At 64.8% G+C, this 21,642-nt stretch carries 20 protein-coding genes; 10 read left to right on the top strand and 10 right to left on the bottom strand.

The window, feature by feature from the left end:
* The first annotated feature begins 224 nt into the window (after positions 1-224).
* Positions 225-2,180, top strand: coding sequence for a DEAD/DEAH box helicase (locus AXW67_RS01725; protein ID WP_063676146.1), 1,956 nt, complete (start codon positions 225-227; stop codon positions 2,178-2,180).
* A 36-nt stretch (positions 2,181-2,216) separates the two neighbouring features.
* On the opposite strand, the gene AXW67_RS01720 is transcribed toward AXW67_RS01725, so the two are convergent.
* Positions 2,217-2,738 carry a GNAT family N-acetyltransferase gene (locus AXW67_RS01720; RefSeq protein WP_063676190.1) on the bottom strand — a complete coding sequence of 174 codons (522 nt, stop codon included), beginning with the start codon at positions 2,736-2,738 and terminating at the stop codon, positions 2,217-2,219.
* A gap of 146 nt (positions 2,739-2,884) precedes the next feature.
* Between AXW67_RS01720 and AXW67_RS01715 the strand changes: the two genes are divergently transcribed.
* The gene (locus tag AXW67_RS01715) at positions 2,885-3,274 is read left to right on the top strand and encodes a COG4315 family predicted lipoprotein (protein WP_063676188.1); all 390 of its coding nucleotides are present in this window, start codon (positions 2,885-2,887) and stop codon (positions 3,272-3,274) included.
* A 72-nt stretch (positions 3,275-3,346) separates the two neighbouring features.
* Here the strand turns inward: AXW67_RS01715 and AXW67_RS01710 are convergent, their stop codons facing one another.
* A complete protein-coding gene (locus AXW67_RS01710) occupies positions 3,347-4,480 on the bottom strand; it encodes a DJ-1/PfpI family protein (RefSeq protein ID WP_063676144.1) in 1,134 nt (377 codons plus the stop codon).
* 423 nt (positions 4,481-4,903) lie between these two features.
* Here AXW67_RS01710 and AXW67_RS01705 point away from each other — a divergent pair, with 423 nt between their 5' ends.
* Complete coding sequence (locus AXW67_RS01705) at positions 4,904-5,395, top strand: phasin (RefSeq protein ID WP_245315361.1); 492 nt, start codon at positions 4,904-4,906, stop codon at positions 5,393-5,395.
* A 277-nt stretch (positions 5,396-5,672) separates the two neighbouring features.
* Here AXW67_RS01705 and AXW67_RS01700 read toward each other — a convergent pair whose 3' ends face one another.
* Together AXW67_RS01700 and AXW67_RS01695 are read right to left on the bottom strand one after the other, a co-directional pair.
* Positions 5,673-6,461: a Crp/Fnr family transcriptional regulator gene (locus tag AXW67_RS01700; protein ID WP_430648693.1), complete on the bottom strand. Its 789-nt coding sequence runs from the start codon at positions 6,459-6,461 to the stop codon at positions 5,673-5,675.
* A 223-nt stretch (positions 6,462-6,684) separates the two neighbouring features.
* Positions 6,685-7,239 (bottom strand): PAS domain-containing protein, encoded by a 555-nt coding sequence (locus tag AXW67_RS01695; RefSeq protein ID WP_027554567.1) that lies wholly within the window; start codon positions 7,237-7,239, stop codon positions 6,685-6,687.
* Positions 7,240-7,697: 458 nt separating this feature from the next.
* Here AXW67_RS01695 and AXW67_RS01690 point away from each other — a divergent pair, with 458 nt between their 5' ends.
* Both AXW67_RS01690 and AXW67_RS01685 read left to right on the top strand, forming a co-directional pair.
* The gene (locus tag AXW67_RS01690) at positions 7,698-8,504 is read left to right on the top strand and encodes a rhomboid family intramembrane serine protease (protein ID WP_063676140.1); all 807 of its coding nucleotides are present in this window, start codon (positions 7,698-7,700) and stop codon (positions 8,502-8,504) included.
* A gap of 190 nt (positions 8,505-8,694) precedes the next feature.
* Positions 8,695-9,123, top strand: coding sequence for a CBS domain-containing protein (locus AXW67_RS01685; RefSeq protein ID WP_027554569.1), 429 nt, complete (start codon positions 8,695-8,697; stop codon positions 9,121-9,123).
* Positions 9,124-9,130: 7 nt separating this feature from the next.
* Here AXW67_RS01685 and AXW67_RS01680 read toward each other — a convergent pair whose 3' ends face one another.
* On the bottom strand, positions 9,131-10,159 hold the full coding sequence (locus AXW67_RS01680; protein WP_063676138.1) for a patatin-like phospholipase family protein: 1,029 nt from the start codon (positions 10,157-10,159) through the stop codon (positions 9,131-9,133).
* A 238-nt stretch (positions 10,160-10,397) separates the two neighbouring features.
* Between AXW67_RS01680 and AXW67_RS01675 the strand changes: the two genes are divergently transcribed.
* Positions 10,398-11,471 carry a hypothetical protein gene (locus tag AXW67_RS01675; protein ID WP_063676136.1) on the top strand — a complete coding sequence of 358 codons (1,074 nt, stop codon included), beginning with the start codon at positions 10,398-10,400 and terminating at the stop codon, positions 11,469-11,471.
* 153 nt (positions 11,472-11,624) lie between these two features.
* Here the strand turns inward: AXW67_RS01675 and AXW67_RS01670 are convergent, their stop codons facing one another.
* On the bottom strand, positions 11,625-12,518 hold the full coding sequence (locus AXW67_RS01670; RefSeq protein ID WP_063676134.1) for a LysR family transcriptional regulator: 894 nt from the start codon (positions 12,516-12,518) through the stop codon (positions 11,625-11,627).
* Positions 12,519-12,622: 104 nt separating this feature from the next.
* Here AXW67_RS01670 and AXW67_RS01665 point away from each other — a divergent pair, with 104 nt between their 5' ends.
* Together AXW67_RS01665 and AXW67_RS01660 are read left to right on the top strand one after the other, a co-directional pair.
* Complete coding sequence (locus AXW67_RS01665; protein WP_063676184.1) at positions 12,623-13,606, top strand: aldo/keto reductase; 984 nt, start codon at positions 12,623-12,625, stop codon at positions 13,604-13,606.
* Positions 13,607-13,868: 262 nt separating this feature from the next.
* A complete protein-coding gene (locus AXW67_RS01660; protein ID WP_027554574.1) occupies positions 13,869-14,063 on the top strand; it encodes a hypothetical protein in 195 nt (64 codons plus the stop codon).
* 103 nt (positions 14,064-14,166) lie between these two features.
* Here the strand turns inward: AXW67_RS01660 and AXW67_RS44720 are convergent, their stop codons facing one another.
* Positions 14,167-14,292 carry a hypothetical protein gene (locus tag AXW67_RS44720; protein ID WP_283806449.1) on the bottom strand — a complete coding sequence of 42 codons (126 nt, stop codon included), beginning with the start codon at positions 14,290-14,292 and terminating at the stop codon, positions 14,167-14,169.
* Positions 14,293-14,490: 198 nt separating this feature from the next.
* Between AXW67_RS44720 and AXW67_RS01655 the strand changes: the two genes are divergently transcribed.
* The gene (locus AXW67_RS01655) at positions 14,491-16,953 is read left to right on the top strand and encodes a putative bifunctional diguanylate cyclase/phosphodiesterase (RefSeq protein ID WP_063676133.1); all 2,463 of its coding nucleotides are present in this window, start codon (positions 14,491-14,493) and stop codon (positions 16,951-16,953) included.
* Here the strand turns inward: AXW67_RS01655 and AXW67_RS01650 are convergent.
* From AXW67_RS01650 to thrS, 3 genes are all read right to left on the bottom strand, one after another.
* Positions 16,939-18,207, bottom strand: coding sequence for a serine hydrolase domain-containing protein (locus AXW67_RS01650; protein WP_063676132.1), 1,269 nt, complete (start codon positions 18,205-18,207; stop codon positions 16,939-16,941). The genes AXW67_RS01655 and AXW67_RS01650 overlap by 15 nt on opposite strands.
* Before the next feature lie 63 nt (positions 18,208-18,270).
* Entirely contained in the window at positions 18,271-18,834 is a 564-nt protein-coding gene (locus AXW67_RS01645) for a nitroreductase family protein (RefSeq protein ID WP_063676131.1), read from the bottom strand.
* 94 nt (positions 18,835-18,928) lie between these two features.
* A complete protein-coding gene (gene thrS, locus AXW67_RS01640) occupies positions 18,929-20,971 on the bottom strand; it encodes a threonine--tRNA ligase (RefSeq protein WP_051310888.1) in 2,043 nt (680 codons plus the stop codon).
* A 186-nt stretch (positions 20,972-21,157) separates the two neighbouring features.
* Between thrS and AXW67_RS43620 the strand changes: the two genes are divergently transcribed.
* On the top strand, positions 21,158-21,642 hold a 485-nt coding region (locus AXW67_RS43620), incomplete at its 3' end, for an MFS transporter (protein WP_245315360.1).

Raw genomic sequence — 21,642 nt, 5'->3', positions numbered from 1 at the left:
ATCAAGGTCGCGGGCAGCAAAAAGCTTCGGCTTTGTCGCCGACTTATGCGGGAAATGGTGCGGTCACCGGCATCGCCATGCCGCATAGCTATGGTGATTTGCCTCCGCCTGGCGTAAAGACCGGGCCAAATCGCCACGCGTGCGACTGGCCGCTTGCCGGCACGCGCGTTTCAGGTCCTGCGGCTCGCCGGTTTGCGCCTGAATTAACCAAGGTTTTCCATCTCGTGTCATTTCCGACCCTTCCTCCGCCGCTCGCCCGAGCATTGGCCGAGCGGAACTACGATTCACCGACCCCCGTTCAGCTCGCTGTGCTCACTGACGAAGCCGCTGACCGCGACCTGCTGGTTTCCGCACAGACCGGCTCCGGCAAGACGCTGGCCTATGGCCTCGCCATGGCAAAGAATCTGCTGGGCGGTGCCGAACGATTTGAGCCGGCTGCAGCGCCTCTCGCCTTGATCGTGGCGCCGACCCGCGAACTCGCGCTGCAGGTCCAGCGTGAGCTTGCCTGGCTTTATGGACATGCGGGTGGGCGCGTCGTCTCCTGTGTCGGCGGCATGGATCCGCGCCGCGAACAGCGCGAGCTCGCCGCGGGCGCTCACATCGTCGTCGGCACGCCCGGCCGATTGTGCGATCATTTGCGGCGCGGTCGTCTGGACATCTCCCAATTGACCGCAGTCGTGCTCGACGAGGCCGACGAAATGCTAAATCTCGGCTTTCGCGAGGACATGGAATTCATCCTCGAGACCACGCCGGACACGCGCCGCACCTTGCTGTTCTCGGCGACGTTTCCACGCGGCATCGTCGCGCTGGCCAAGCAGTATCAACAGCAGGCCTTTCGGATCGAGGTCGCGGGCGACGAAGGCGGTCATGCCGATATCGAATACCGGGCCATCCGGATCGCCCCCGGCGATGTCGAGCACGCGGTCGTCAACGTCTTGCGCTTCTTCGAGGCGCCGAGCGCCCTGGTGTTTTGCAGCACGCGCGATGCCGTCAGGCACTTGCAGGCGGCGCTCCTGGAGCGCGGCTTTTCCGCGGTCGCTCTGTCCGGCGAGTTGACGCAGAACGAGCGAACCCTGGCGCTTCAGTCGCTCCGCGATGGACGGTCCCGCGTCTGCGTGGCGACCGACGTGGCCGCCCGTGGCATCGACCTGCCCAGCCTCGACCTCGTCATTCATGCGGATCTGCCCAATGACGCGGAGGTCATGCAGCATCGCTCAGGGCGCACGGGACGCGCGGGCCGAAAGGGTACAAGCGTCCTCCTGGTGCCGCCCGCGCGACGGCGGCGTGCTGAATTGCTGCTGAATCTGTCCGGCATCGATGCGGAGTGGGGGACGGCGCCCCAGGTCGATGAAATCCGCAAGCTCGATCATGAGCGCATGAAGGGCGTGTTGTTCACCGAGGAGACGACTGCCGACGATCTGGTTCTGGCGCAGGCCTTGTTGGCCGAGCGATCGCCCGAGGATATCGCTGCGGCGCTGGCGCGGCTTTATCGCGCGCGACTGCCATCGCCCGAGGACATCATCGATCCGGGTGAGCGAAGCGGCCGGCCGCGCGACGATCGCGGTCGCGACAGATTTCAGGGCGAGGGCGGCGAAGATCGCCCGGTGAGGCCCCGATCGAAATCGGGAAAAACCTCCTCGCGCCACGGCATGGCGGAGGCGAGCGTCTGGTTCCGCGCCGCCATCGGACGCAGAAAGAATGCGGAAGCACGCTGGTTGTTGCCGATGATCTGCCGTCGTGGCGGCATCGACAAGCGCGACATCGGCGCTATCAAGATCATGGATACCACGACCGAGTTCGAGATATCCGAGCGGGTTGCAGACTCCTTCGCCGCCAAGATCAAGCGCCCGGACAAGGAAGACAGCATCCGCATCGAGCCGCTGGCAAACGCGCCGCAAGGGCAGGCACCTTCGGAAGAGCGGTCACACGCGCCTCGGCGCGACGCCGGCGACAGCGATCGCGATGAGCGTCGCGCCGATCGTTCGCGCGATGCGAAGGGGCCGAAGCACCACAGCAAGTCGCACGGCGAGCGCAGGCCGAAATTCGACGATGCGCTGGCTTTCGGAAAGAAAAAGAAGCATCGGAACAAGCCCGGCCACGCCGGAGAGCCGCCATCGGTCACGCCGTGGCCTGCGAAGGGCGTGCCGGGAAAGAAGGCAAAGAAGAAGCGTCGAGGCTGAGTTGTTGCCGAAAGCGCGTGAGCCGGGCGGAGGAGATCACGTCCCGGCGCGGGGATCGGCGAGCTCGCGGAGCATATAGGTCGCGTTCTCGCCATAGGATGCGAGCTTCCCGCGCAAGACGGCATCGGCTGCGACCGCCCGGAAGCCGAGGCGCTTCCATGTCGATCGTGTCCCATAGACCGAAACGAGCGCGAGCGTGGTGATGCCTGTCGTTCGCGCCAGGCTTTCGATGGCCGCGACATAGGCGCGCGCCGCACCGCCACCGCGGTACGCAGGCAGCATGGCGACATCGTGTACGTAGAGACAGTTCGCATCGCCAGGCAGCTTTTCCAGGACGCCGTCGAGCGGCGGGATCTGGTACTGCATCCACGGATGCGCGAGCCCGTAGCCGGCAATCTCGCCCTTCGTGGCGAGCACGAGGCAGCCGTCCGGGCAGAGCCGCATCTTCTCCGCGAGCACCTCCGGCCGTTCCGGAAGATCGGGATGAATGCGTTCCGCGATCGCGCTGATCGCCGGAAGGTCCAACGCGCGCGCCTGGCGCCAATGCGGCTTGCTCATGTCGATCCGTCGTTCCGTCTCTTCCATTGCAATTTATTCCGTTGCGCCGCCATGCGCAGCGAAAAATATCCTTGCCGCTATCGCAGGAATACGGCGCGCCGCGCGGCGTCCTATTCATGCAAGCCAATTGCATGACAGGAGACACCATGACCACGTCCTCGATCCGCCTCGCACTCACGCTCGCAGCATCGCTGGCGATTGTTCCCGCTGCTTTCGCTGCGCCGCCGACCAAGACGGGCAAGACCGACAAGGGCAGCGTGCTCACCGACGCCAAGGGCATGACGCTCTACACTTTCGACAAGGACACGAACGGCAAGTCGGCCTGCAACGGACCATGTGCGACAAACTGGCCGGTGCTGAAGGCCGAGGCGAGCGACGCGCCGGGTGAGGGCTACACCGTCATCACGCGCGACGACGGCTCCAGGCAATGGGCCTACAAGGGCAAGCCGCTCTATACCTTCGCCAAGGACCAGAAGCCCGGTGACATCACCGGCGACGGCTTCTTGAACGGAGCGTGGCATCTGGCGATGCCGTAACAGGGGTGCACGCGGGCCTGGTGCGTCGCTCTACCGATCCAGGCGACGCACCGTCCAGCGCCGTCGGTCGGGCTATCGCGGATATTCGAGCTGCATCGCGACGAAGTCAGCCGTGCGCGTTCCGTAGCGTGCGTCGATCGCCAGCAGGGTCTGGTCCAATGCCCGTGCCGGTGGCAGGGCGAGGGTGGCCGGCGGCGTCTGCGTCACCGGCCAATCGGCTGCGACCTTGTCGGGCAGGATACCGAGGCCGCCGCGGCTCGGCTGCGCATCGGCGGTAGCGGCGAAGGTGAGGGCACGCGAGCGATAGGTCCGCGACCACGCATCGGCGATTAGCGCGAGCGACACCTCGTCGATACCGGACGTCAGCGCGATCCCGAGCTGCTCGCGGTTCCAGAATGCGAGCGTGTTTGTGATCGCCGTCAGCGCAAACGGGCGCGTGAACCGGAATGCGTCGCTGCGGTGGCGCCCGTCCCACGCGGCAAGGCCGATGTCGCGGGCCACCGCCTCGGCCTTGGCGCGCCTGGCGATGGCCTCGATCAAGGTGAGTGCCATCGGCATGGATGCGGTAATTCCGGTCGTCGTGGCGACTCCGCGGTCGACGACCAGCCGGCGGTCTGCGACATAACGGATCGCGGAATTCTTCTTTAGATCGTGCACGGAATACCAGTGCGTCGTGGCCCGTTTGCCGTCAAGCAGTCCCGTGTTGGCCACGACCTTGGCGCCGACGCAGACGCCGATGATGATGGCGCCCTTGGCGGCCTGGCTCCTGATCCAGTGCAAGGCCACGGCATCATCCTCGCGCGTCATCGCCGGCACGATGACGTAATCGGCGCCATCGGGATGCGCGGCATCGAACTCGGCGATCGTCGCGTGCGGTTGCACCTTCAGCGCCGGATAGAGTGTGACGGGGCCCGGCTGCGTTGCCAGCGTGAGGACATCGGCGACATCGGCGCGCGCGAGGATGCCGTACGGCATCAGATAGTCGGTGGTCTCGCTCATGTCGTTGATTCCGACGACGGCGATCAGCGGACGTTTCCGCTTCGGCGGCTTCAGGGCGGCAAGCGTCGCCTCGGATTCGTCTCTGGATATTACAGGCGCAGTGCCGCGAGCCGGCGAGCCCGGTAGAAGGAACAGCCAGGTTGCACCGACCGCCAGCAGCAGCGCCACGCAGCCGAGGCCGCTCCACGTCAGAATGCGCCAGCTCATGATGGTGTCGCCCGATCTTCGTTGCCTCACGCTGGCAATGGAAGCTACTCGCTCGCCACGGCATCGGGAATGACGCAAATCCGGCAAAAAAGGTCATGCCGCAAGTGCGATCATTGGTCTCGCGGCGGGAGTTTTGGCGCCGATCTCAAGTTGGTGTGTGCGATCGCAACAACTTCCGAGATTTAAACTGCTGTTTGCGCCGCATCATCACATGTTTCGAATTAAATCAAGCTGAGAGTCCGAAAGCGAACAGAAATTTTGAGTCCCCTCGACCATAGTCGGCTCCGGCAGGGGGCGAGAGCGGTAGACCCGCAGCAGCATCCCATTGTCATGAAAGTTGGGGCACTGGTGTTCCGGTGCGGCAAGCACCTGAACGCGTCGGGGAGTCTTCAATCCCATATGCAGTTTCGCTTGAAAGGATGAATGCCCGTGAGTGATGCCAATGTGAAAGTCGACACGAATGCCGCTCCGCTGAACGAAGCGGCCAACGGAAGCGCAAAGCTCCACTTCGACGTACCATTCTTCAATATCCAGACGATGTTCGGCAATCTCGCCGAGCAGGGCGCCACGCGGGCCAAGGCAAATTTCGAACAGATGAAGGCGGCTTCCCAGGAGATCACCGGAGCTCTGTGCGATGCCTGTTCGACCAATGCGATGCGTGCCGCCGATTATGGCACGAAGGTCATCGAAATATCCAACGCCAATGCCACCTCCACGCTGGAATTCCTCTCCCAGCTCGCGGATGCGAGGTCGTTTGCCGATCTCGTGAACCTCTCCACCACCCACAGCCGCAAGACCTTTGAAGCAACTTCGGCCCAGAACCGCGAGCTCTGGGACCTCGCCCAGAAGGTCGCGACGGAAACGGCCGAGCCGATCAAGCAAAGCTTCAACCGGGTCTTGCGTAGGGCTGCTTGAATCGACGCTGTTGGCCGCGCGGATCGGCTGGACGAGCGTCTTCGCAAGAAGAGACGCCGTCCAGCCGATTGCGGCCCCCTCACTGTTGAGGTGATGCCGAGCTGGAGGAAATCAGGATGGGTATGGTGATGATCAGGTGCCCGGAAACGGGAAGTGCCATTCCGACGGGCATCGAGATGGATCGCGACAGGTTTCGGTGCAGCACGGTGTTCTTTTCGCGCACCTATTGCAAGATGTGCGCTGCCACGCACGAGTGGTTCGCCAGGGAGGCCTGGGTCTACGAGTCGGTCTTGGCGAACGGGAAGTCCGGGGGCGGGCAGCCATTCCGCGCCGGCGCGGCGTGAAGGAGCCTTGGCGCGTCCTGCGAAACGATCCGATCGATCCTGCGCCTCATCACCTTGTAGCACTCGCATGCGACGACCTCGAGCCGTTGCCTGTCGATCTCGAGCTGGCCGCGTCGACTGGACCTGATGGCCCTTGATGTTCGAAGTGCGCTCACGACGTGCGTGACCGTGGTGCGGCGGACGCCGAGCAATTCCGACAACGTCTCCTGGGTCAAGGGCAGGACGTCGCCGCCATCCGTCCGATCGTGAATGTGAAGCAGCCAGCGAGCGAGGCGCGCTTCGACGGAGTGCAGCGCATTGCAGGCTGCGACGTGCTGGACTTGCGTCAGCATCGCCCTGGTGAGAATCTGAACCACACTTGCGACGGCGGGACTGCGCTCGAGCGCGGTGTGAAATCGCGCGGGCGAGATCTGCAGCGCTGTCCCTGCCACCCGGACGACCGCGGTCATGGGTGATCGGATGGGGCCGAGCGCCGTCATGAGTCCGACGGCACCTTCGTTGCCGATCACGGCGGTTGCGGCCGTCTGTCCGTTCGGCAACTCCATGATGAGAGCGACCGCGCCGCTGCAGGGGAAGTAAAGGTGTTCGATCCGATCACCCGATCGAACCAGGACGGCGTCGTGCTGGAGCGGTACTTTGCGCAAATGCGGTGCAAGCAAAGCGAGATCGGCCGGCGGTAACGCAGCTAACAGGCGATTACCAACTCTTGTCGCGTGCTCCATCACGGGAAGCTTCCCTGGACGGAGGCCCGGCGGTCAGCAGACGCATCTTCACCGGCCGAGCCGCGTTGCCGCCTGCCACGGCAGAAGGCAAACGCACCTTGGAGGCTAAGGTTCCGATGACGAAGCGCAAGCCCGCGCGCCGGCGCGTCTGACCGCGATCAGAATTTTGCAATGACGATCGGGGGCGTGTGCAAGCGCTGCGCGCCCGACACGAGGGCTGCTGCTACCTCAACCCCTCATACACCATCAGCCCGCGTGCGATTTGCAGCTTGCGGATGGCACGCGGCAACAGTTTCTCCGGCTGGTGCAGATAGCGCCATGAGGTGAGGGTGAAGGCGCCGAGCGCGCCGCATGCGTCGTCGAACGGCGCGAGCACGCCCGTGACGCTCACCGGCGTGTGCGGGCGCGCATTGAAGGGCAGCAGCAGGAGCTCCAGATGCGCCTTGCTGCCATCCTCGCGCGCCGCGGTGAGGCCGGCGATGGCGCCGAGTGTCTCGTCGGCGACAACCGTCGTGATCTCTTCGATCTCGGCGCGGCTCGTCGCGGTGAACAGTGCGGCGAAGCTCTGGTCCTTGAGGTCGCAGCCGGCGAGCGCGCAGACGCGGGTGCCGGCGACGCGGAATGGAAAGCCGAGCTTGGGCTCGCAGGAGAGGACGAAGATGTCCCCGAGCAGGCCGCGGACGGCCGCCGGATCGATATCGGCCCTGTCCGGTGCCCGGGCAGTGCCGCGCTTTTCGTCCCAATATGCGAAGAATTCGCGGCTCGACGGATGTTTCATGTCTGAACGCTTACCCTCGGGTGCGACCTCGCGGGACAAACCTGTCCCGCTTCAGTGCACCCGCGATCCCTATGGTTGTTGTGCAGGAGGGGATTTGCAGCGTCCATGCCGCAGGCCTGTTTTCGGCCCCGCCGGGGCCGCCTTTGCATCGTTAACGTTAAGTTAACGATGCGCTTGGCGCGCACCGAGCGCCTGCTATGGTGATCGCGGTCGCAAGCCTCGCCGCTTTCTTCCAGGTTCTCGGCGGGGCATGTACACAGGCGTCAAACAGTTTGGTCACGGGCCGCGGGGAGGGGTGGGGATACTCCTTATCCCTCTTAGGTGCCCGGAAGGCCGACATGGACAGGGAGGGCTTTTCCCAGAGCCCTCCCTTTTCCTTTTGTGCACTTGCGCAAGGCCGGCAAAGGCGACTATCTCCAAGCCTGTCGCTCCGATCGCGCCTGAAAGCGAAGTACCCCTTGGACTCCCCGCCAAATCTCCCGCCGGAGCAGCCGGCCGCAATCGAGGAGGCTCCGCGCGAGCCGGTCCTGACGTTGCCGTTCGCGCTGACGGCCTATGTCGTCCTGCTGGCCGTGATCCATTTGCGGGTGCTGCTGCCGCCGGACCTTGAGAATTGGACCATCGATGTCTTCGGCTTTATCCCGAAGCGCTACGATTCCTCGCTGCTCAATCTACAGATCCCCGGCGGCGCCGGCGCGAAGGTGTGGACCTTCGTCACCTATTCGCTGCTGCACGCCAATCTCACCCATCTCGGCTTCAACGTACTGTGGCTGCTGCCGTTCGGCAGCGCGCTGGCGCGGCGTTTTGGCGCGATACGGTTTTTTATCTTCCTGGCTGTGACCGCGGCGGCGGGCGCGCTCGCCCATCTCGTCACCCATGAGCATGCGGTGGCGCCGATGATCGGCGCCTCGGCCTCGGTCTCGGGTGCGATGGCGGCAGCGATCCGCTTCGCCTTTGCACGAGGCAGCTTCCTGTCGTTCAGCCGAACCGATGCCGAGACCGCCGCAAAGGTTCCGGCGCTGCCGCTGTCGCGGGCGTTGCGCGACGGACGGGTGCTCGCCTTCCTCGCGGTGTGGTTCGGCGTTAACATCATCTTCGGCGTCGGTGCGCTAGGTATCGAAACCGAAGGGGCAAGCGTGGCCTGGCAGGCCCATATCGGCGGCTTCTTCGCAGGGCTCTTGCTGTTTGCGCTGTTCGATCCTGTGCCGCGTGCGCGAAGCGATGCTGCGGATGCGTCATCACAGGACATTTCGAACCGTATTTGAGGCGGCGCTTGCGGCCCGGCCCGAATTCATCCATCATCGCAGGCGAAGAATGTTCCGAAGCAACAAGCCGCTAGCGGCGGTGCTTCCACAAGCGCCTGAAGCGTGAAACCGGCGCTGTAACTGTTAGTTGAAGACTCGCGAACAAGTCCGGACCGCGGAAAGCGGACGGATCGGATTCAGGGAGGCAACAATGACGGTACGTTCCATTCTCAATACCAAGGGTCACCAGATCATGAGCGTCGAGCCCGACGTCAAGCTCGCGGCCGCGGTGAAATTGCTCGGCGAGAAGAAGATCGGCGCGGTGCTGGTGATGAATCAGAGCCGGTTAGAGGGCATCCTGTCCGAGCGCGACATCGTGCGCGTGCTCGGCGACCGCGGCGCGGGCGCGCTGGAAGAGCCCGTGAGCGAAGTCATGACGCGCAAGGTCGTGACCTGCAAGGAAACCGACACGGTGGCCGAGCTCATGGAGACGATGACCACCGGCAAGTTCCGGCATCTGCCCGTGGTCGACAATGGCAAGGTCGTCGGCATCATCTCGATCGGCGACGTCGTCAAGCGCCGCGTCCAGGAATACGAGACCGAGCAGGAAGCCCTGCGCGACTACATCAAGACGGCCTGAACCGGCCTTATTCGCTTGCCTTCGGCGCGGTGCCGTCCGGTGCCGGCGCCAGCACATGGATCGCCTCCTGGATCGAGTCCAGCGCGCGCTCGGCTGCGCGGGTGCCGAATGCGATCAGCTCATCGGCGCGGTGGAAGTCGAACCAGCCGATCTGGCCGACCCGCGGCGTGATCAGCATGTCCGGCGGATCGCCGGCGAGCCTGGCGCGGGTAATGCGGTCCTGCATGATGTTGAAGGCGTCCACCATCACCGCGGAGATGCCGGGCCGTCCGCCGCCGCCGAAGAACTCGCGCTTCACCGTGCGCTCCGGCGAGAAGAATCGCGGAAAGCGCCGCTTGGCCACTGGTTCTTCGGCCACCGGTGCGACCGGGTCGGGCATCGCCCCATGCGAATAAATTGTCGTGGAATGGGTGAAGATGTCGCTGGAAAGATTTGCGGCGATGACGATTTCCGCGCCGAGCGCACGCGCGGCCGAGACCGGCACCGGGTTCACCAGCGCGCCGTCCACCAGCCAGCGGTCGCCGACCAGCACGGGCGAGAAGATGCCGGGCAGGGCGTAGGACGCCCGCATCGCGTCGACCACGCGGCCATGCGTCAGCCAGATTTCGTGACCGGTGCGAACCTCGGTCGCAACTGACGCGAATTTCACACCGAGGTCCTCGATCAGGGTCGAGCCGATCGCCGCCTCGAGCTTTGTTGCGAGCTTCTCGCCCCCGATCAGGCCCGAGCCGTTGAGGCGGATGTCGAGATAGCCGAGGATGTTGCGCACGCCTTGCAGGCTGCGTCCCCATTCCTCTAGCGTGTCGAGCTGCCCGGCCGCATAGGCGCCGCCGACCACGGCGCCGATCGAGGTGCCGACCACGACATTGGGCACGATGCCATTCGCGAGCAGGGTTCGGAGGATACCGATATGGGCAAATCCGCGGGCCGCGCCGCCGCCAAGGGCCAAACCGATGACCGGCCGGCGAATGCTGCCGAGGCCGACCTTCTCGCCATTCGAGACGCTCGCGCCCCGACCTTTCAACATGTCCAGCACCGAAACTCTCCTACGCCGGGGCCAGCCGCATCACCAGACTAGGCGCCACATCACGGGGCCGCCAGAACCAGGACGAAGCATGGTTTATGCTGCTTTGGGAAGGGCACGGGGCAGGAGTATGGCGATGGGCGGTTGCCTTAAGTCTAATCACGCAGGCGTCAACCGAGTTCCAAATGACCGTATTTCCTGGGGTTCCTCAGGCTTGAATTTGCCGCGTTTTCGGTGAAAAGCAGGTGACATGATTAGCGGGGGTGACGGCATCATCGGATGGCGGCGCAGCGTTCGGCTGCTGCCGGCGCTAACCCTTGCCGCGTGCCTCCTGATCTTCGGCCAAAACGCCGCCAAAGCGCAGCTTTTCTCCGATCGCCCGCCTCCGGTGCCACCGGCCTCGGTGCCCGACCCCGGCGGCGCGGTGAGCCTGGCGCCGCCCTCGGGACCAGGATCCGGTGTGCCGCCCAGCCTGCCGCCGACCCTGACGCAGCCGAATTCGCCGACGATCCCGCCGGCGGTCACGACCGTGCCCCCGTCCGCGCCGCTCAACGCCGCCGCCCCCGGACAGGCCGTGCTGTCGCTCACCGCGAAATACGGCAAGGACTCGGCCCCGATCACCAGCGGCCTGGTCTGGCGGGTGTTTGCCGACCGTCCGGACGAGAACGGCACGTTCAAGCTGATCCGCGAGGACCGTAGCGCCACGCCCAACATCGTGCTGCCGCCCGGCAGCTACGTCGTGCACGTTGCCTTCGGCCTCGTCAGCGCGGTGCGCACCGTGAGCCTGAAGGCGGAGACCGACCGTGAGTCCTTCGTGCTGCCGGCGGGCGGCCTGCGCATCGAGGGCCGCGTCGGCACCAGCCGCATTCCGCAGAACCAGATCTCGTTCGCGATCTACAAGGGCAGCCAGTTCGAGTCCGGCGAGCGTGCCTCGCTGGTGCCGAACGTCGCCGCCGGCGACGTCGTGCTGCTGCCGGAGGGCACCTACTACATCATCTCCAATTATGGCGACGCCAACTCGGTGGTGCGATCGGACATCCGCGTCCAGGCCGGCAAGCTCACCGACGTCACCATCACCCACCGCGCCGCCGTGATCACGCTCAAGCTCGTCAGCGACAAGGGCGGCGAGGCACTCGCCAACACCGCCTGGTCGGTGCTGACGCCGGGCGGCGACGTCATCAAGGAATCCATCGGCGCCTTTCCGCGCGTCGTGCTCTCCGAAGGCGAATACCGCGCCATCGCCAAGAACGAGGGCAAGGTCTACGAGCGCGGTTTCAACGTCGTGAACGGCGTCGACGGCGAAGTCGAAGTCGTCGCGCGGTAGCGCCTCTCGCGTCCCGGACGCGGTGCCGGATCGCCGTTTCAGCGCGCCACTGCCTCCACATCGTCATTGCGAGCGCAGCGAAGCAATCCAGAATCTTTCCGCGGAGGCAGTCTGGATTGCTTCGCTGCGCTCGCAATGACGGGGGAGGGCCCCTCATTTCCGATACCGCAGCGCCTCGACCAGCACCGCGAACGCCGGGGTCGGCTGCCTGCGGCTGGGGTAATACAGGTGATAGCCGGCAAACGGCGCGCACCAGTCGGCGAGCACGCGGATCAGCCGGCCGTCGGCGATCTCCCGCTTCACGAGGTCTTCGGGCAGATAGGCGAGGCCGAGGCCGGCCAGCACCGCGTTCATGCGCAGCGCGCCGGTGTTGAACACGAGCTGGCCGTCGACCCGTACCTTCATGGCGTGGCCGCGCTTCTCGAACTCCCAGGCATAGATCCCGCCATAGGTCGGCAGGCGGATGTTGATGCAGCTGTGCTCGGTGAGGTCCTGCGGCCGCTTCGGCTTCTGCCGCGCGGCAAAATAGGCGGGCGCGCCGACCACAGCCATGCGCATGTCCGGTCCGATCCGCACCGCGATCATGTCCTTGGCGACCTGCTCGCCGATGCGCACGCCGGCATCGTAGCGCTCGGCGACGATGTCGGTGAGGCCATAGTCGACGACGAGCTCGACCTTGATGTCGGGATAGCGCGGCAGGAGCCTTGCGAGCGCCGGCCACAGCACGGTGTGCGCCGCGTGCTCGCCGGTGGTGATGCGGACGGTGCCGGCGGGCTTTTCGCGCAGCTCCGTGAGCGCCGACAGTTCGGCATCGATCTCGTCGAAGCGCGGCCCGACATTGCGCAGCAGGCGCTCGCCGGCCTCGGTCGGCGCGACGCTGCGGGTGGTGCGGGTGAGGAGCCGCAGTCCCAGCCGCTCCTCGAGGCCGCGCACGGTGTGGCTCAGCGCCGACTGCGACACGCCGAGCTGGGCGGCGGCGCGCGTGAAGCTGCGCTCGCGCGCGACCGCGAGAAAGGCGAGGAGGTCATTGATGTTGGGGCGCGCCATTGATGAATCCGGATCATGAGTACATGCCGATTTTATCACCTAATCGCAGACAGGAGCGCGCCCTAAATTCGCCGGCGAAAATGATCTTGCAAGGAGAGCTGGCGATGCAGAAGCGCACATTGGGCAAAAGTGGTCTGGAGGTGTCGGCCTTGGGGCTCGGTTGCATGGGCCTGAGCTATGGCTATGGTCCTGCGACTGAAAAGGCGCAGGCGATCGCGCTGATCAGGACGGCCTTCGAGCACGGCGTGACCTTCTTCGACACCGCCGAAGCCTACGGCCCGTTCGCCAATGAGGAGCTTCTGGGCGAGGCGCTCGCGCCATTCCGCGGCCAGGTGGTGATCGCCACCAAATTCGGCTTCAGGGACGGCAAGGTCGAAGACGGGCTCGACAGCCGGCCTGCTCGGATCAAGGCGGTCGCCGATGCCGCGCTGAAACGGCTGAAGACCGATCGCATCGATCTGTTCTATCAGCACCGCGTCGATCCCGAAGTGCCGATCGAGGACGTGGCGGGTGCCGTGAAGGACTTGATCCGGGACGGCAAGGTCGGGCATTTCGGCCTATCGGAGGCCGGCGCACAGACCATCCGCCGCGCCCACGCCGTGCAGCCCGTTGCCGCGTTGCAAAGCGAATATTCGCTGTGGTGGCGCGAGCCGGAGCAGGAGATCCTGCCGACGCTGGAGGAACTCGGCATCGGCTTCGTCCCGTTCAGCCCGCTCGGCAAGGGCTTTCTGACCGGCGCGATCAACGAGACGACGGCATTCGACACGAGCGATTTCCGCAACATCGTACCGCGCTTCTCATCCAGCGCACGAAAATCCAATCAGAGCCTGGTCGATCGGCTCGGAGAGATCGCAACAGCGAAGAAGGTGACGCCGGCGCAGATCGCGCTGGCGTGGCTGCTCGCACAAAAGCCCTGGATCGTGCCGATCCCGGGCACCACCAAGCTGCACCGTCTCGAGGAGAACATCGGGGCAGTCGCTCTGACGCTGTCGGCAACCGATCTCGCGGCGATTGCCGAGGTATTGGGCAACGTCACGGTGCAGGGCGATCGCTATCCGGCTCATCTCAAGGCGCGGGTTGGCCGCTGATATCTGCCGCACGTCCGGTGAGCAATCGCTTACCGGACGCCGGCATCTTGTGTTCTGATTTGAATACGCGTGTGAGCACTACAAAGGTGTGTTCGCGCCGCAAGGTCTGGGGAAACACCGGGCCTGCGGCGCAATTCCGATAATCAATTTTATTCTCTTTCCGCACCGCTGCGTTATATGTCGTGCGTCCGTCCAAGGGGCCGGAGCGCGGAGCATCGACGCCTGCGCCACTGGCAGTGAGCAGGGGGCCCAGCCCGTCGGCATGTTCGAAGTGGTCCTAACGAGGCGCAAGCGGTTTGGCTGGCGCTGGCAGGTCAGCGACCAGTCCGGCAAGATATTTGCGGACGGGTTCGAGCGCACTCGCCCGGCCGCGAAGTATCACGGCGAGCGTGCGCTGTTCTTTCTCCTGTCGCAGGCCTATCTGAACAACCGCTCCGCGGCCTCGAGCGAAGACTGACTTACGCGGAGCGCCGATCGATGTCGATGCGCTCCAGGCGAGCGGCACAGCTCCGTAGCCCCGTTGGCTCCATCGGGGCTGCAGGACTTCGCCGCGCCTGACGTCAGATATCGACGACCAGCTTGCCCTTGGCCGCGTGGTCCCGGATCAGCGCGTAGGCGTCCGCGACGGTCTCCAGCTTGAAATGGCGGGCGTCGAGCCAAGGACCTGGCGAAAGCCAGGGCGACACCGCGGATGTGGCGCGTCCATGCGCTCTGCGACGGCTGTCAGCGCGTGCAAAGAAACCGTCATAGTCTCTAACGCCCGCTAACCATCGCCCGACTTAAAACTGTCATAATCGCGCTTTGCGCCGCACGATCGTAGGCTTTTTACATGCCATTAAGCGGGCCTGCATTGGATGCGGCGGGAAAGTGCGTTGGGGACGAGGATGAGTGCCGCGAGGAAAGCGCCGGGAAAACCGGCCACCGAGATGTTCGACGACATGCCGGTGCTTCAGCGCAAATGGCGTGCTGCGTTACGGCCGGGCGAGCGGCTGCCGCGCTACGAGGACGTGATGCTCGGCAGCCTCGGCCGGCTTGCCGACCACATCGCGCTGCTGAAGGGCGATGGCGGGCTCGAACTGTCGCGCAGCGGACGCTACGTGCAGAAATGGCTGGGCGACGAGCGCTGGGACATTCCGGTCGCCGCGCTGGCGCCTGATTGCGCCACCGCACTGTCCGAAGCCGTGGCAAGCGCGCTCGAGAACGGACGTCCCTATCAGGCAAGCGCGCATTGTGTACGCGATGGCATGGTGAGGACCTACGACGTGCTGGCGCTGCCGACCGCCTCACGCTGGGGTGCGACTTTGGTTGGCGCCTATGTCAACGAGCGCGGCGCGCAATACAATCTGCTCGATGCGATCTTCTCGTCGACCGACGATGCGGTCGTGTCGCTGGCGACGCTGCGCGACGCGCTTGGCCAGCCGTTCGATCTCCAGGTCGTCCATCACAACAAGAGCGCCGAGCTGCTGTTGAATGTGGCGGCTGGCGGCCTGCAGTGGTGCCGCGTCCGAGAGGGCGGAACGCTGCTGGCGTCAGCCGAAATCATGGCGATGCTATTTGCGGCTGTCTCCGGTGGCCGCAGCGAGCAACTCGAGATCGAGGCCGACGGCCGCAATCTCCGCCTGAGTGCCACTGCCTTCGCCGATATCGTCTCGCTGACGATCTCCGACGTCACCGCGCTGAAGCGGCGCGACGCCTCGTTCCGTCTGCTGTTCGACAACAACCCGATGCCGATGTGGGTGTTCGACGCGGAGACGAAGAAGTTCCTCGGCGTCAACGACGCCGCGGTCCAGCACTACGGCTACAGCCGCGCCACCTTCCTGCGCATGACGCTGCCGGAGATCTGGCCGCAGGACGAGTGGGACAGCCACGCCGAAGCGCTCGAGCGCATTGGCGATACCTACCATTCCTCGCGCAACTGGCGGCATCTGCGCGCCGACGGCAGCGAGATCGAAGTTTTGACCTTCGGCCGCCGCGTCACCTTCAATGACCGTGACGGCTATCTGGTTGCGGTGGTCGACATCACCGAGCGGCGCAAGGCCGAGGCGCGGATCGCCCACATGGCGCACCATGACGGGCTCACCGACCTGCCGAACCGCGAATATTTCCAGGACCGTTTGAAGCAGGCGCTCGACCACGCCGGGGGCAAGCGGGTCGGTGTGCTCTGCATCGATCTCGACCTGTTCAAGAACGTCAATGACTCCTTCGGCCATCCGGTCGGCGACCGTCTGCTGAAGCAGGTGGCCGAGCGGCTCGCAATCGCGATCCGTGGCGGCAATCTCGCAGCACGGCTCGGCGGCGACGAGTTCGCGGTGATCCTGGCGGCCGACGTCTCGCCGAACGAGGCCAGCGCCTGCGCCACGCTGCTGATCGAGATGCTGAGCGCGCCCTACGACGTCGACGGGCTCGAGACGGTGATCGGCGCGAGCATCGGCATAGCGCTGTCGCCCGGCGACGGCACGACGTCTGAGGAATTGATGCGCAATGCCGACATGGCGCTGTACAGGGCAAAGTCGGACGGCGGCGGCGTGCACCGTTTCTTCGAGCGGGAGATGGACCTGCAGGCGCAGAAGCGGCGCGACATGGAAGTCGATCTGCGCCGCGCCTTCGCCAATGGCGAGTTCGAGCTGCACTACCAGCCGCTGGTGTCGATCGCATCCGACCGCATCTCCGGTTTCGAGTCGCTTCTGCGCTGGCGTCATCCCGACAAGGGAATGATCTCGCCGGCGGAGTTCATCCCGGTCGCAGAGGACATCGGCCTCATCACCCAGCTCGGCGAGTGGGTCCTGCGCGAGGCCTGCGCCGAAGCGGTAAAATGGCCGGTCGACATCAAAGTCGCCGTCAATCTGTCGCCGGCGCAATTCCGCAGCCGCAACCTGGTCCAGGTCGTGATCTCGGCCTTGGCGCAATCCGGCCTGTCGCCCAAGCGGCTCGAACTCGAGATCACCGAGTCGATCTTCCTGGCCGAGACCGATGCCAACCTCGCGATATTGCATCAATTGCGCGAGCTCGGAGTCGGCATCTCCATGGACGATTTCGGTACCGGCTATTCCAGCCTCAGCTATCTCCGCAGCTTCCCCTTCGACAAGATCAAGATCGATCGCTCCTTCGTCAAAGACCTCGCGCAGCGGCCCGATTGCGGTGCGATCGTGCGCGCCATCTCGGGGCTTGGACGCAGCCTCAACATCACGACGACCGCGGAAGGTGTCGAGACCGAGGATCAGCTCGACTGGCTGCGCGCGGAAGGTTGCAACGAGGTGCAGGGCTTCCTGTTCAGCGCGGCGCGGCCGGCCGGCGAGATCGCAAAGCTCCTCGCCGATTTCGGCCAGCGCGCCTCACGGGCGGCGTAGCTCGGGCGGATAGCAGTCGTAGACGAGCGCCTTGAAGGCGGGCGTGATGCGGCCGCGCTCGTTCTGGGTCTGCTGCATCATGAGGTAGACCATGTCGAGCTTGGGATCGACGCCGAAATAGGTGCCGCTGCCCGAGTCCCATTTCAACTCGCCGATCGAACCCGGCGGCGGCGGCTTCGCGTTGCCGGGATCAGTACGCACGGCGAGGCCGTAGCCATAGCCAAAGCCGTCGCCTGGAAAATAGAAATAGTCGCGCCCGACGCCGGAGCCCGGTCCAATGTGATCGGTCGTCATGTCCTTGAACGCAGCCGGGCTCAAATAGCGCTTGCCCTCGAACTCGCCGCCGTTGAGCAGCATCTGCGCGAAGCGCTGATAGTCGGTGATGGTCGAGAGCAGTCCGCCGCCGCCCGACTGCCATTCCGGATGGGCGAGGCGGTCATGCTCTGCATCCAGCAGGATCTGGTCGGTGGGCAGGGGCCGTGCCATCCGCGCAAGCTCGTCCTTCGTCGTCAGCACGAACTTGGTGCTGCTCATGCCGAGCGGATCGAGGATGCGCTGCTTCAGGTATTCGTAGAGCGTCTGCCCCGAGATGATCTCGATGACGGCGCCGAGCACGTCGGTGGAATGGCCATAGCGCCACAGCGTCCCCGGCTGACGCGCGAGCGGCAGCTTGGCGATGCGCTCGGCGAACTCCTTGTTGTCGAACTGTCCGGCGAAGATGTTAGCGGCGTGATAGGCCTGCTCGACCCATTTGCCGCCGATATAGTCGTAGCTGATGCCCGAGGTGTGCCGCAAAAGATCCTCGATGTTGACGGGGCGGACCGGCGGCACGAGATCGAGCGCCAGTGTGCCGTCCGGCTTCGTGACCTCCAGTCCCACCTTGGTGTCGGCAAAGAGGGGGATGTATTTCGACACGGGATCGGCAAGGGCAAGCTTACCCTCGTCGATCAGCATCATTGCGCCAAGACACGTGATCGGCTTGGTCATCGAGTGGATGGCGAAGATCGTGTCCGGCGTCATGGCGAGGCCGGTCCTGACGTCGCGCACGCCGAACGTCTTGAAGTAGACGGGCTTGCCGTGCTGCTGCACCAGGATCACGGCGCCCGGCAGCCGGCCGCTCGTCACCTCATTGTCGAAGTACGCCGTGATGCGGTTGAGCTGTTCGGGAGCAGGAGCAGGGATGCTGGCAGCGCGGCCTCGTGCCATCGTGCCGGCCAGCATCGCGGCCCCCAGCAGAAATTCGCGGCGCTTCATCCGGGCTTCCTCCCTCGACGGGATCAAAGCCGCAAGATGTTGCAGGCGTCAACAAGACATCGATTAAAATCGCGTCACGATTTCCGAAAGGCACGGTCGCGGGCGGTCTTCGCTCGGCTTGGTCGGCTTGCCGATGTGCACGAGGCCGGCGAGCTTTTCGTCGGGCTTGAGACCAAGCCCGTCCAGCACGTCGCGATCGAAGGAAAACCAGCCGGTCAGCCAGCAGGCGCCGTAGCCGAGCGCGGTCGCGGCCGTGAGGATGTTCATGGCGCTCGCGCCCGCTGACAATTCCTGCTCCCACGCCGGCACCTTCGGATGCGGCCTGGTGAAGCTGACGATGCCGATCACCAGTGGCGCGTCGGTGAGCCGCTTGCGCTCGATGTCGATGTCGGCCGCCGCTGCGCCGGGATTCTTCCGGGCGAAGACCTTGGCGATCACCTCGCCGGCACGCGCGCGGGCGTCGCCTTCGAAGATGATGAAGCGCCAGGGCGCGAGCTTGCCGTGATCGGGCACGCGCGCACCGATGGTCAAGATGGTTTCGAGCTCGGCAGGCGAGGGACCGGGCCCGGTCATCTCGCGCGGCTTGACCGAGCGGCGGGTCTTCAGGAGTTCGATGGCGTCGGGCACTTTCGGTATCCTCTTCGGCTGGTCGTCGGCCGTGCACGCTGGAGATAGTCATGCACGCCCGCAACCGAAAGCCGATTTAGATCGATTTCAGGGATCAGGCCGCGCCCCGCATCCGCTGGACGTCGGGCGGGGTCGCCTCGTCGAGAAGCGCGGCAATCGCCTCCTGCGTCGTCATCACCTTCTGCCCGTCGCTGCCGAGGCGGCGGACGGAGACCGACTGCGTCTCGGCCTCTTTCTTGCCAACCACCAGCAGCGCCGGGATCTTTGCCAGCGAGTGCTCGCGGACCTTGTAGTTGATTTTTTCGTTGCGCAGGTCGATCTCGACCCGAAGGCCTGCGCGCCGCGCCTGCTCGACCACCTGCTTGGCGTATTCGTCGGCCTCGGAGGTGATGGTGGTGACGACGACCTGCACCGGCGACAGCCAGAGCGGGAAGTTGCCGGCATAGTGCTCGATCAAAATGCCGATGTAGCGCTCCATCGAGCCGCAGATCGCGCGGTGCACCATCACGGGCGGTTTCTTGCCGCCGTCATGGTCGATGTAGAATGCGCCGAACCGCTCCGGCAGGTTGAAGTCGACCTGCGTGGTGCCGCACTGCCAGTCGCGGCCGATGGCATCGCGCAGCACATATTCGAACTTCGGCCCGTAGAAGGCGCCTTCGCCCGGATTGATCTCGGTCTTGATGTGGTTGTTCTGCGTCTGGATCTCGCGTAGCACCGTCGCCATCACGCGCTCGGCGTGGTCCCACATCGCGTCCGTGCCGACGCGCTTGTCCGGCCGGGTCGACAGCTTCACGGTGAGATCGCCGGTGAAGCCGAAGTCCGCATAGGTCGACAGGATCAGATCGTTGATCTTCAGGCACTCATCGGCGAGCTGATCCTCGGTGCAGAAGATGTGCGCATCGTCCTGGGTGAAGCCGCGCACGCGCATCAACCCGTGCATGGCGCCGGACGGCTCATAGCGGTGCACCACGCCGAATTCGGCAAGGCGCAAGGGGAGGTCGCGATAGCTCTTCAGGCCGTGCTTGAAGATCTGCACGTGGCCCGGGCAGTTCATCGGCTTCAGCGCGAACCAACGCTTGTCCTCGGCCTCGTCGCCGGCGGATTGCGCCGCGAACATGTTCTCGCGGTACCAGCCCCAATGGCCGGAGGTCTCCCACAACACCTTGTCGAGGATCTGCGGCGCGTTGACCTCGCTGTAATCGCCGGTCAGGCGACGCCGCATATAGGCGATGAGCTGCTGGAAGATGGTCCAGCCCTTCGGATGCCAGAACACGACGCCCGGACCTTCCTCCTGGAAGTGGAAGAGGTCGAGCTCGCGCCCGAGCTTGCGATGGTCGCGCTTTTCGGCTTCCTCGATCTGCTTGAGGTAGGCGTCGAGGTCCTCCTGCTTGGCGAACGCCGTGCCGTAGATGCGGGTCAGCATCGGGTTGTTGCTGTCGCCGCGCCAATAGGCGCCGGCCACCTTCATCAGCTTGAAGGCGTTTCCGACCTTGCCCGTCGAGGTCATGTGCGGGCCGCGGCACAGATCGAACCAGTCGCCCTGGTAGTAGATCTTGATCGGCTCGTTGCCGGGAATGGCGTCGACCAGCTCGACCTTGAAGGCTTCGCCCTTGTCGCGGAACACCTGCTTGGTCTTTTCGCGATCCCAGACTTCCTTGGTGAAGGGTTTGTCGCGCGCGATGATCTCGCGCATCTTCTTCTCGATCGCGGCAAAATCTTCCGGGGTGAACGGCTCGTTGCGGAAGAAGTCGTAATAGAAGCCGTTCTCGATCACCGGGCCGATCGTGACCTGAGTGCCCGGCCAGAGCGATTGCACGGCCTCGGCCAGCACGTGGGCGCAGTCATGGCGGATCAATTCCAGCGCGCGCGGATCGTCGCGGTTGACGAACTCGATCTTCGCATCGGCCTCGATGGGATCGTTGAGATCGGCGAGTTCGCCGTCGAGCGCCATAGCCACCGTGCGCTTGGCCAGCGACGGCGAGATGCCCTTGGCGATGTCGAGGCCGGTGATGTCCTTGTCGAACTGGCGCTGGGCGCCGTCGGGGAAGGTGAGGGTGACTTTGGGAGTCGGCGTCACGGGCTTGAGGTTGCTGAGGCTGTACTGGAAGCCGGACTCGGACTTGGGCTGGTCAGTCATTGCATTTCTCCTGAGGCTCACTCCTGCGAACGAGCGCAGGTAAGCGGGAACGAGCGATATATCAGGCGATTCGGCCCGTGCAATCGGGCATTTCCAAGAAAATGGCTGCGTGAAACACCTGCCTTGCAACAACTATTTCGCGCCGCGCCCTTTAACTCGTCCCTGGCGCCGGCTACATGCACCTGCATGAAAAATGCCCCCGCCGCCGGCCGTTTCGCGCCCACCGCCCTGATGCTTGGAAATATCGTCACTGGCTGCTCGGTGCTGGCGCCGGCGGGGATGCTGCCGGAGTTGGCCGCCGGGCTCGACGTCAGCGTCCGTGCGGCCGGGCTGCTGATCACTTTCGGCGCGATCACGCTGTGCATCGGCTCGCCGCTGACGGCCTGGCTGACCAGCCGCATCGAACGGCGGACGCTGCTCACGGTGACGCTTGCGCTGCTTGCTGCGGGCAATCTCGCCTCGGCGTTTGCTCCCGACTACGCGAACCTGCTCGCCATTCGCCTGGTGATGCTCGCGGTCGGCGCGCTCTATACGCCGCAGGCGGCCGGCACGGCGGCACTCATCGTGCCGGTGGAGCGGCGCGGCAGCACCATCGCCTACGTCTTTCTCGGCTGGTCGCTCGCCGCCGCCGTTGGTCTGCCGTTGATCACGTTTATCGCCAGCCGCTACGG

Origin of the sequence: Bradyrhizobium neotropicale (genome assembly GCF_001641695.1) — a bacterium.
Classification (GTDB): Bacteria; Pseudomonadota; Alphaproteobacteria; order Rhizobiales; family Xanthobacteraceae; genus Bradyrhizobium; species Bradyrhizobium neotropicale.
The sequence above is the reverse complement of the archived record's forward strand: the minus strand, read 5'-3'. Positions and strand labels throughout refer to the sequence as shown.

Bases quoted from the DNA above. Each gene is read 5' to 3' on its own strand.
- AXW67_RS01720 (WP_063676190.1), bottom strand. From the start codon at position 2,738: ATGAGCAAGCCGCATTGGCGCCAGGCGCGCGCGTTGGACCTTCCGGCG.
- AXW67_RS01715 (WP_063676188.1), top strand. From the start codon at position 2,885: ATGACCACGTCCTCGATCCGCCTCGCACTCACGCTCGCAGCATCGCTG.
- AXW67_RS01710 (WP_063676144.1), bottom strand. From the start codon at position 4,480: ATGAGCTGGCGCATTCTGACGTGGAGCGGCCTCGGCTGCGTGGCGCTG.
- AXW67_RS01705 (WP_245315361.1), top strand. From the start codon at position 4,904: ATGCCCGTGAGTGATGCCAATGTGAAAGTCGACACGAATGCCGCTCCG.
- AXW67_RS01700 (WP_430648693.1), bottom strand. From the start codon at position 6,461: ATGGAGCACGCGACAAGAGTTGGTAATCGCCTGTTAGCTGCGTTACCG.
- AXW67_RS01695 (WP_027554567.1), bottom strand. From the start codon at position 7,239: ATGAAACATCCGTCGAGCCGCGAATTCTTCGCATATTGGGACGAAAAG.
- AXW67_RS01685 (WP_027554569.1), top strand. From the start codon at position 8,695: ATGACGGTACGTTCCATTCTCAATACCAAGGGTCACCAGATCATGAGC.
- AXW67_RS01675 (WP_063676136.1), top strand. From the start codon at position 10,398: ATGATTAGCGGGGGTGACGGCATCATCGGATGGCGGCGCAGCGTTCGG.
- AXW67_RS01670 (WP_063676134.1), bottom strand. From the start codon at position 12,518: ATGGCGCGCCCCAACATCAATGACCTCCTCGCCTTTCTCGCGGTCGCG.
- AXW67_RS01665 (WP_063676184.1), top strand. From the start codon at position 12,623: ATGCAGAAGCGCACATTGGGCAAAAGTGGTCTGGAGGTGTCGGCCTTG.
- AXW67_RS01660 (WP_027554574.1), top strand. From the start codon at position 13,869: ATGTTCGAAGTGGTCCTAACGAGGCGCAAGCGGTTTGGCTGGCGCTGG.
- AXW67_RS01655 (WP_063676133.1), top strand. From the start codon at position 14,491: ATGAGTGCCGCGAGGAAAGCGCCGGGAAAACCGGCCACCGAGATGTTC.
- AXW67_RS01650 (WP_063676132.1), bottom strand. From the start codon at position 18,207: ATGAAGCGCCGCGAATTTCTGCTGGGGGCCGCGATGCTGGCCGGCACG.
- thrS (WP_051310888.1), bottom strand. From the start codon at position 20,971: ATGACTGACCAGCCCAAGTCCGAGTCCGGCTTCCAGTACAGCCTCAGC.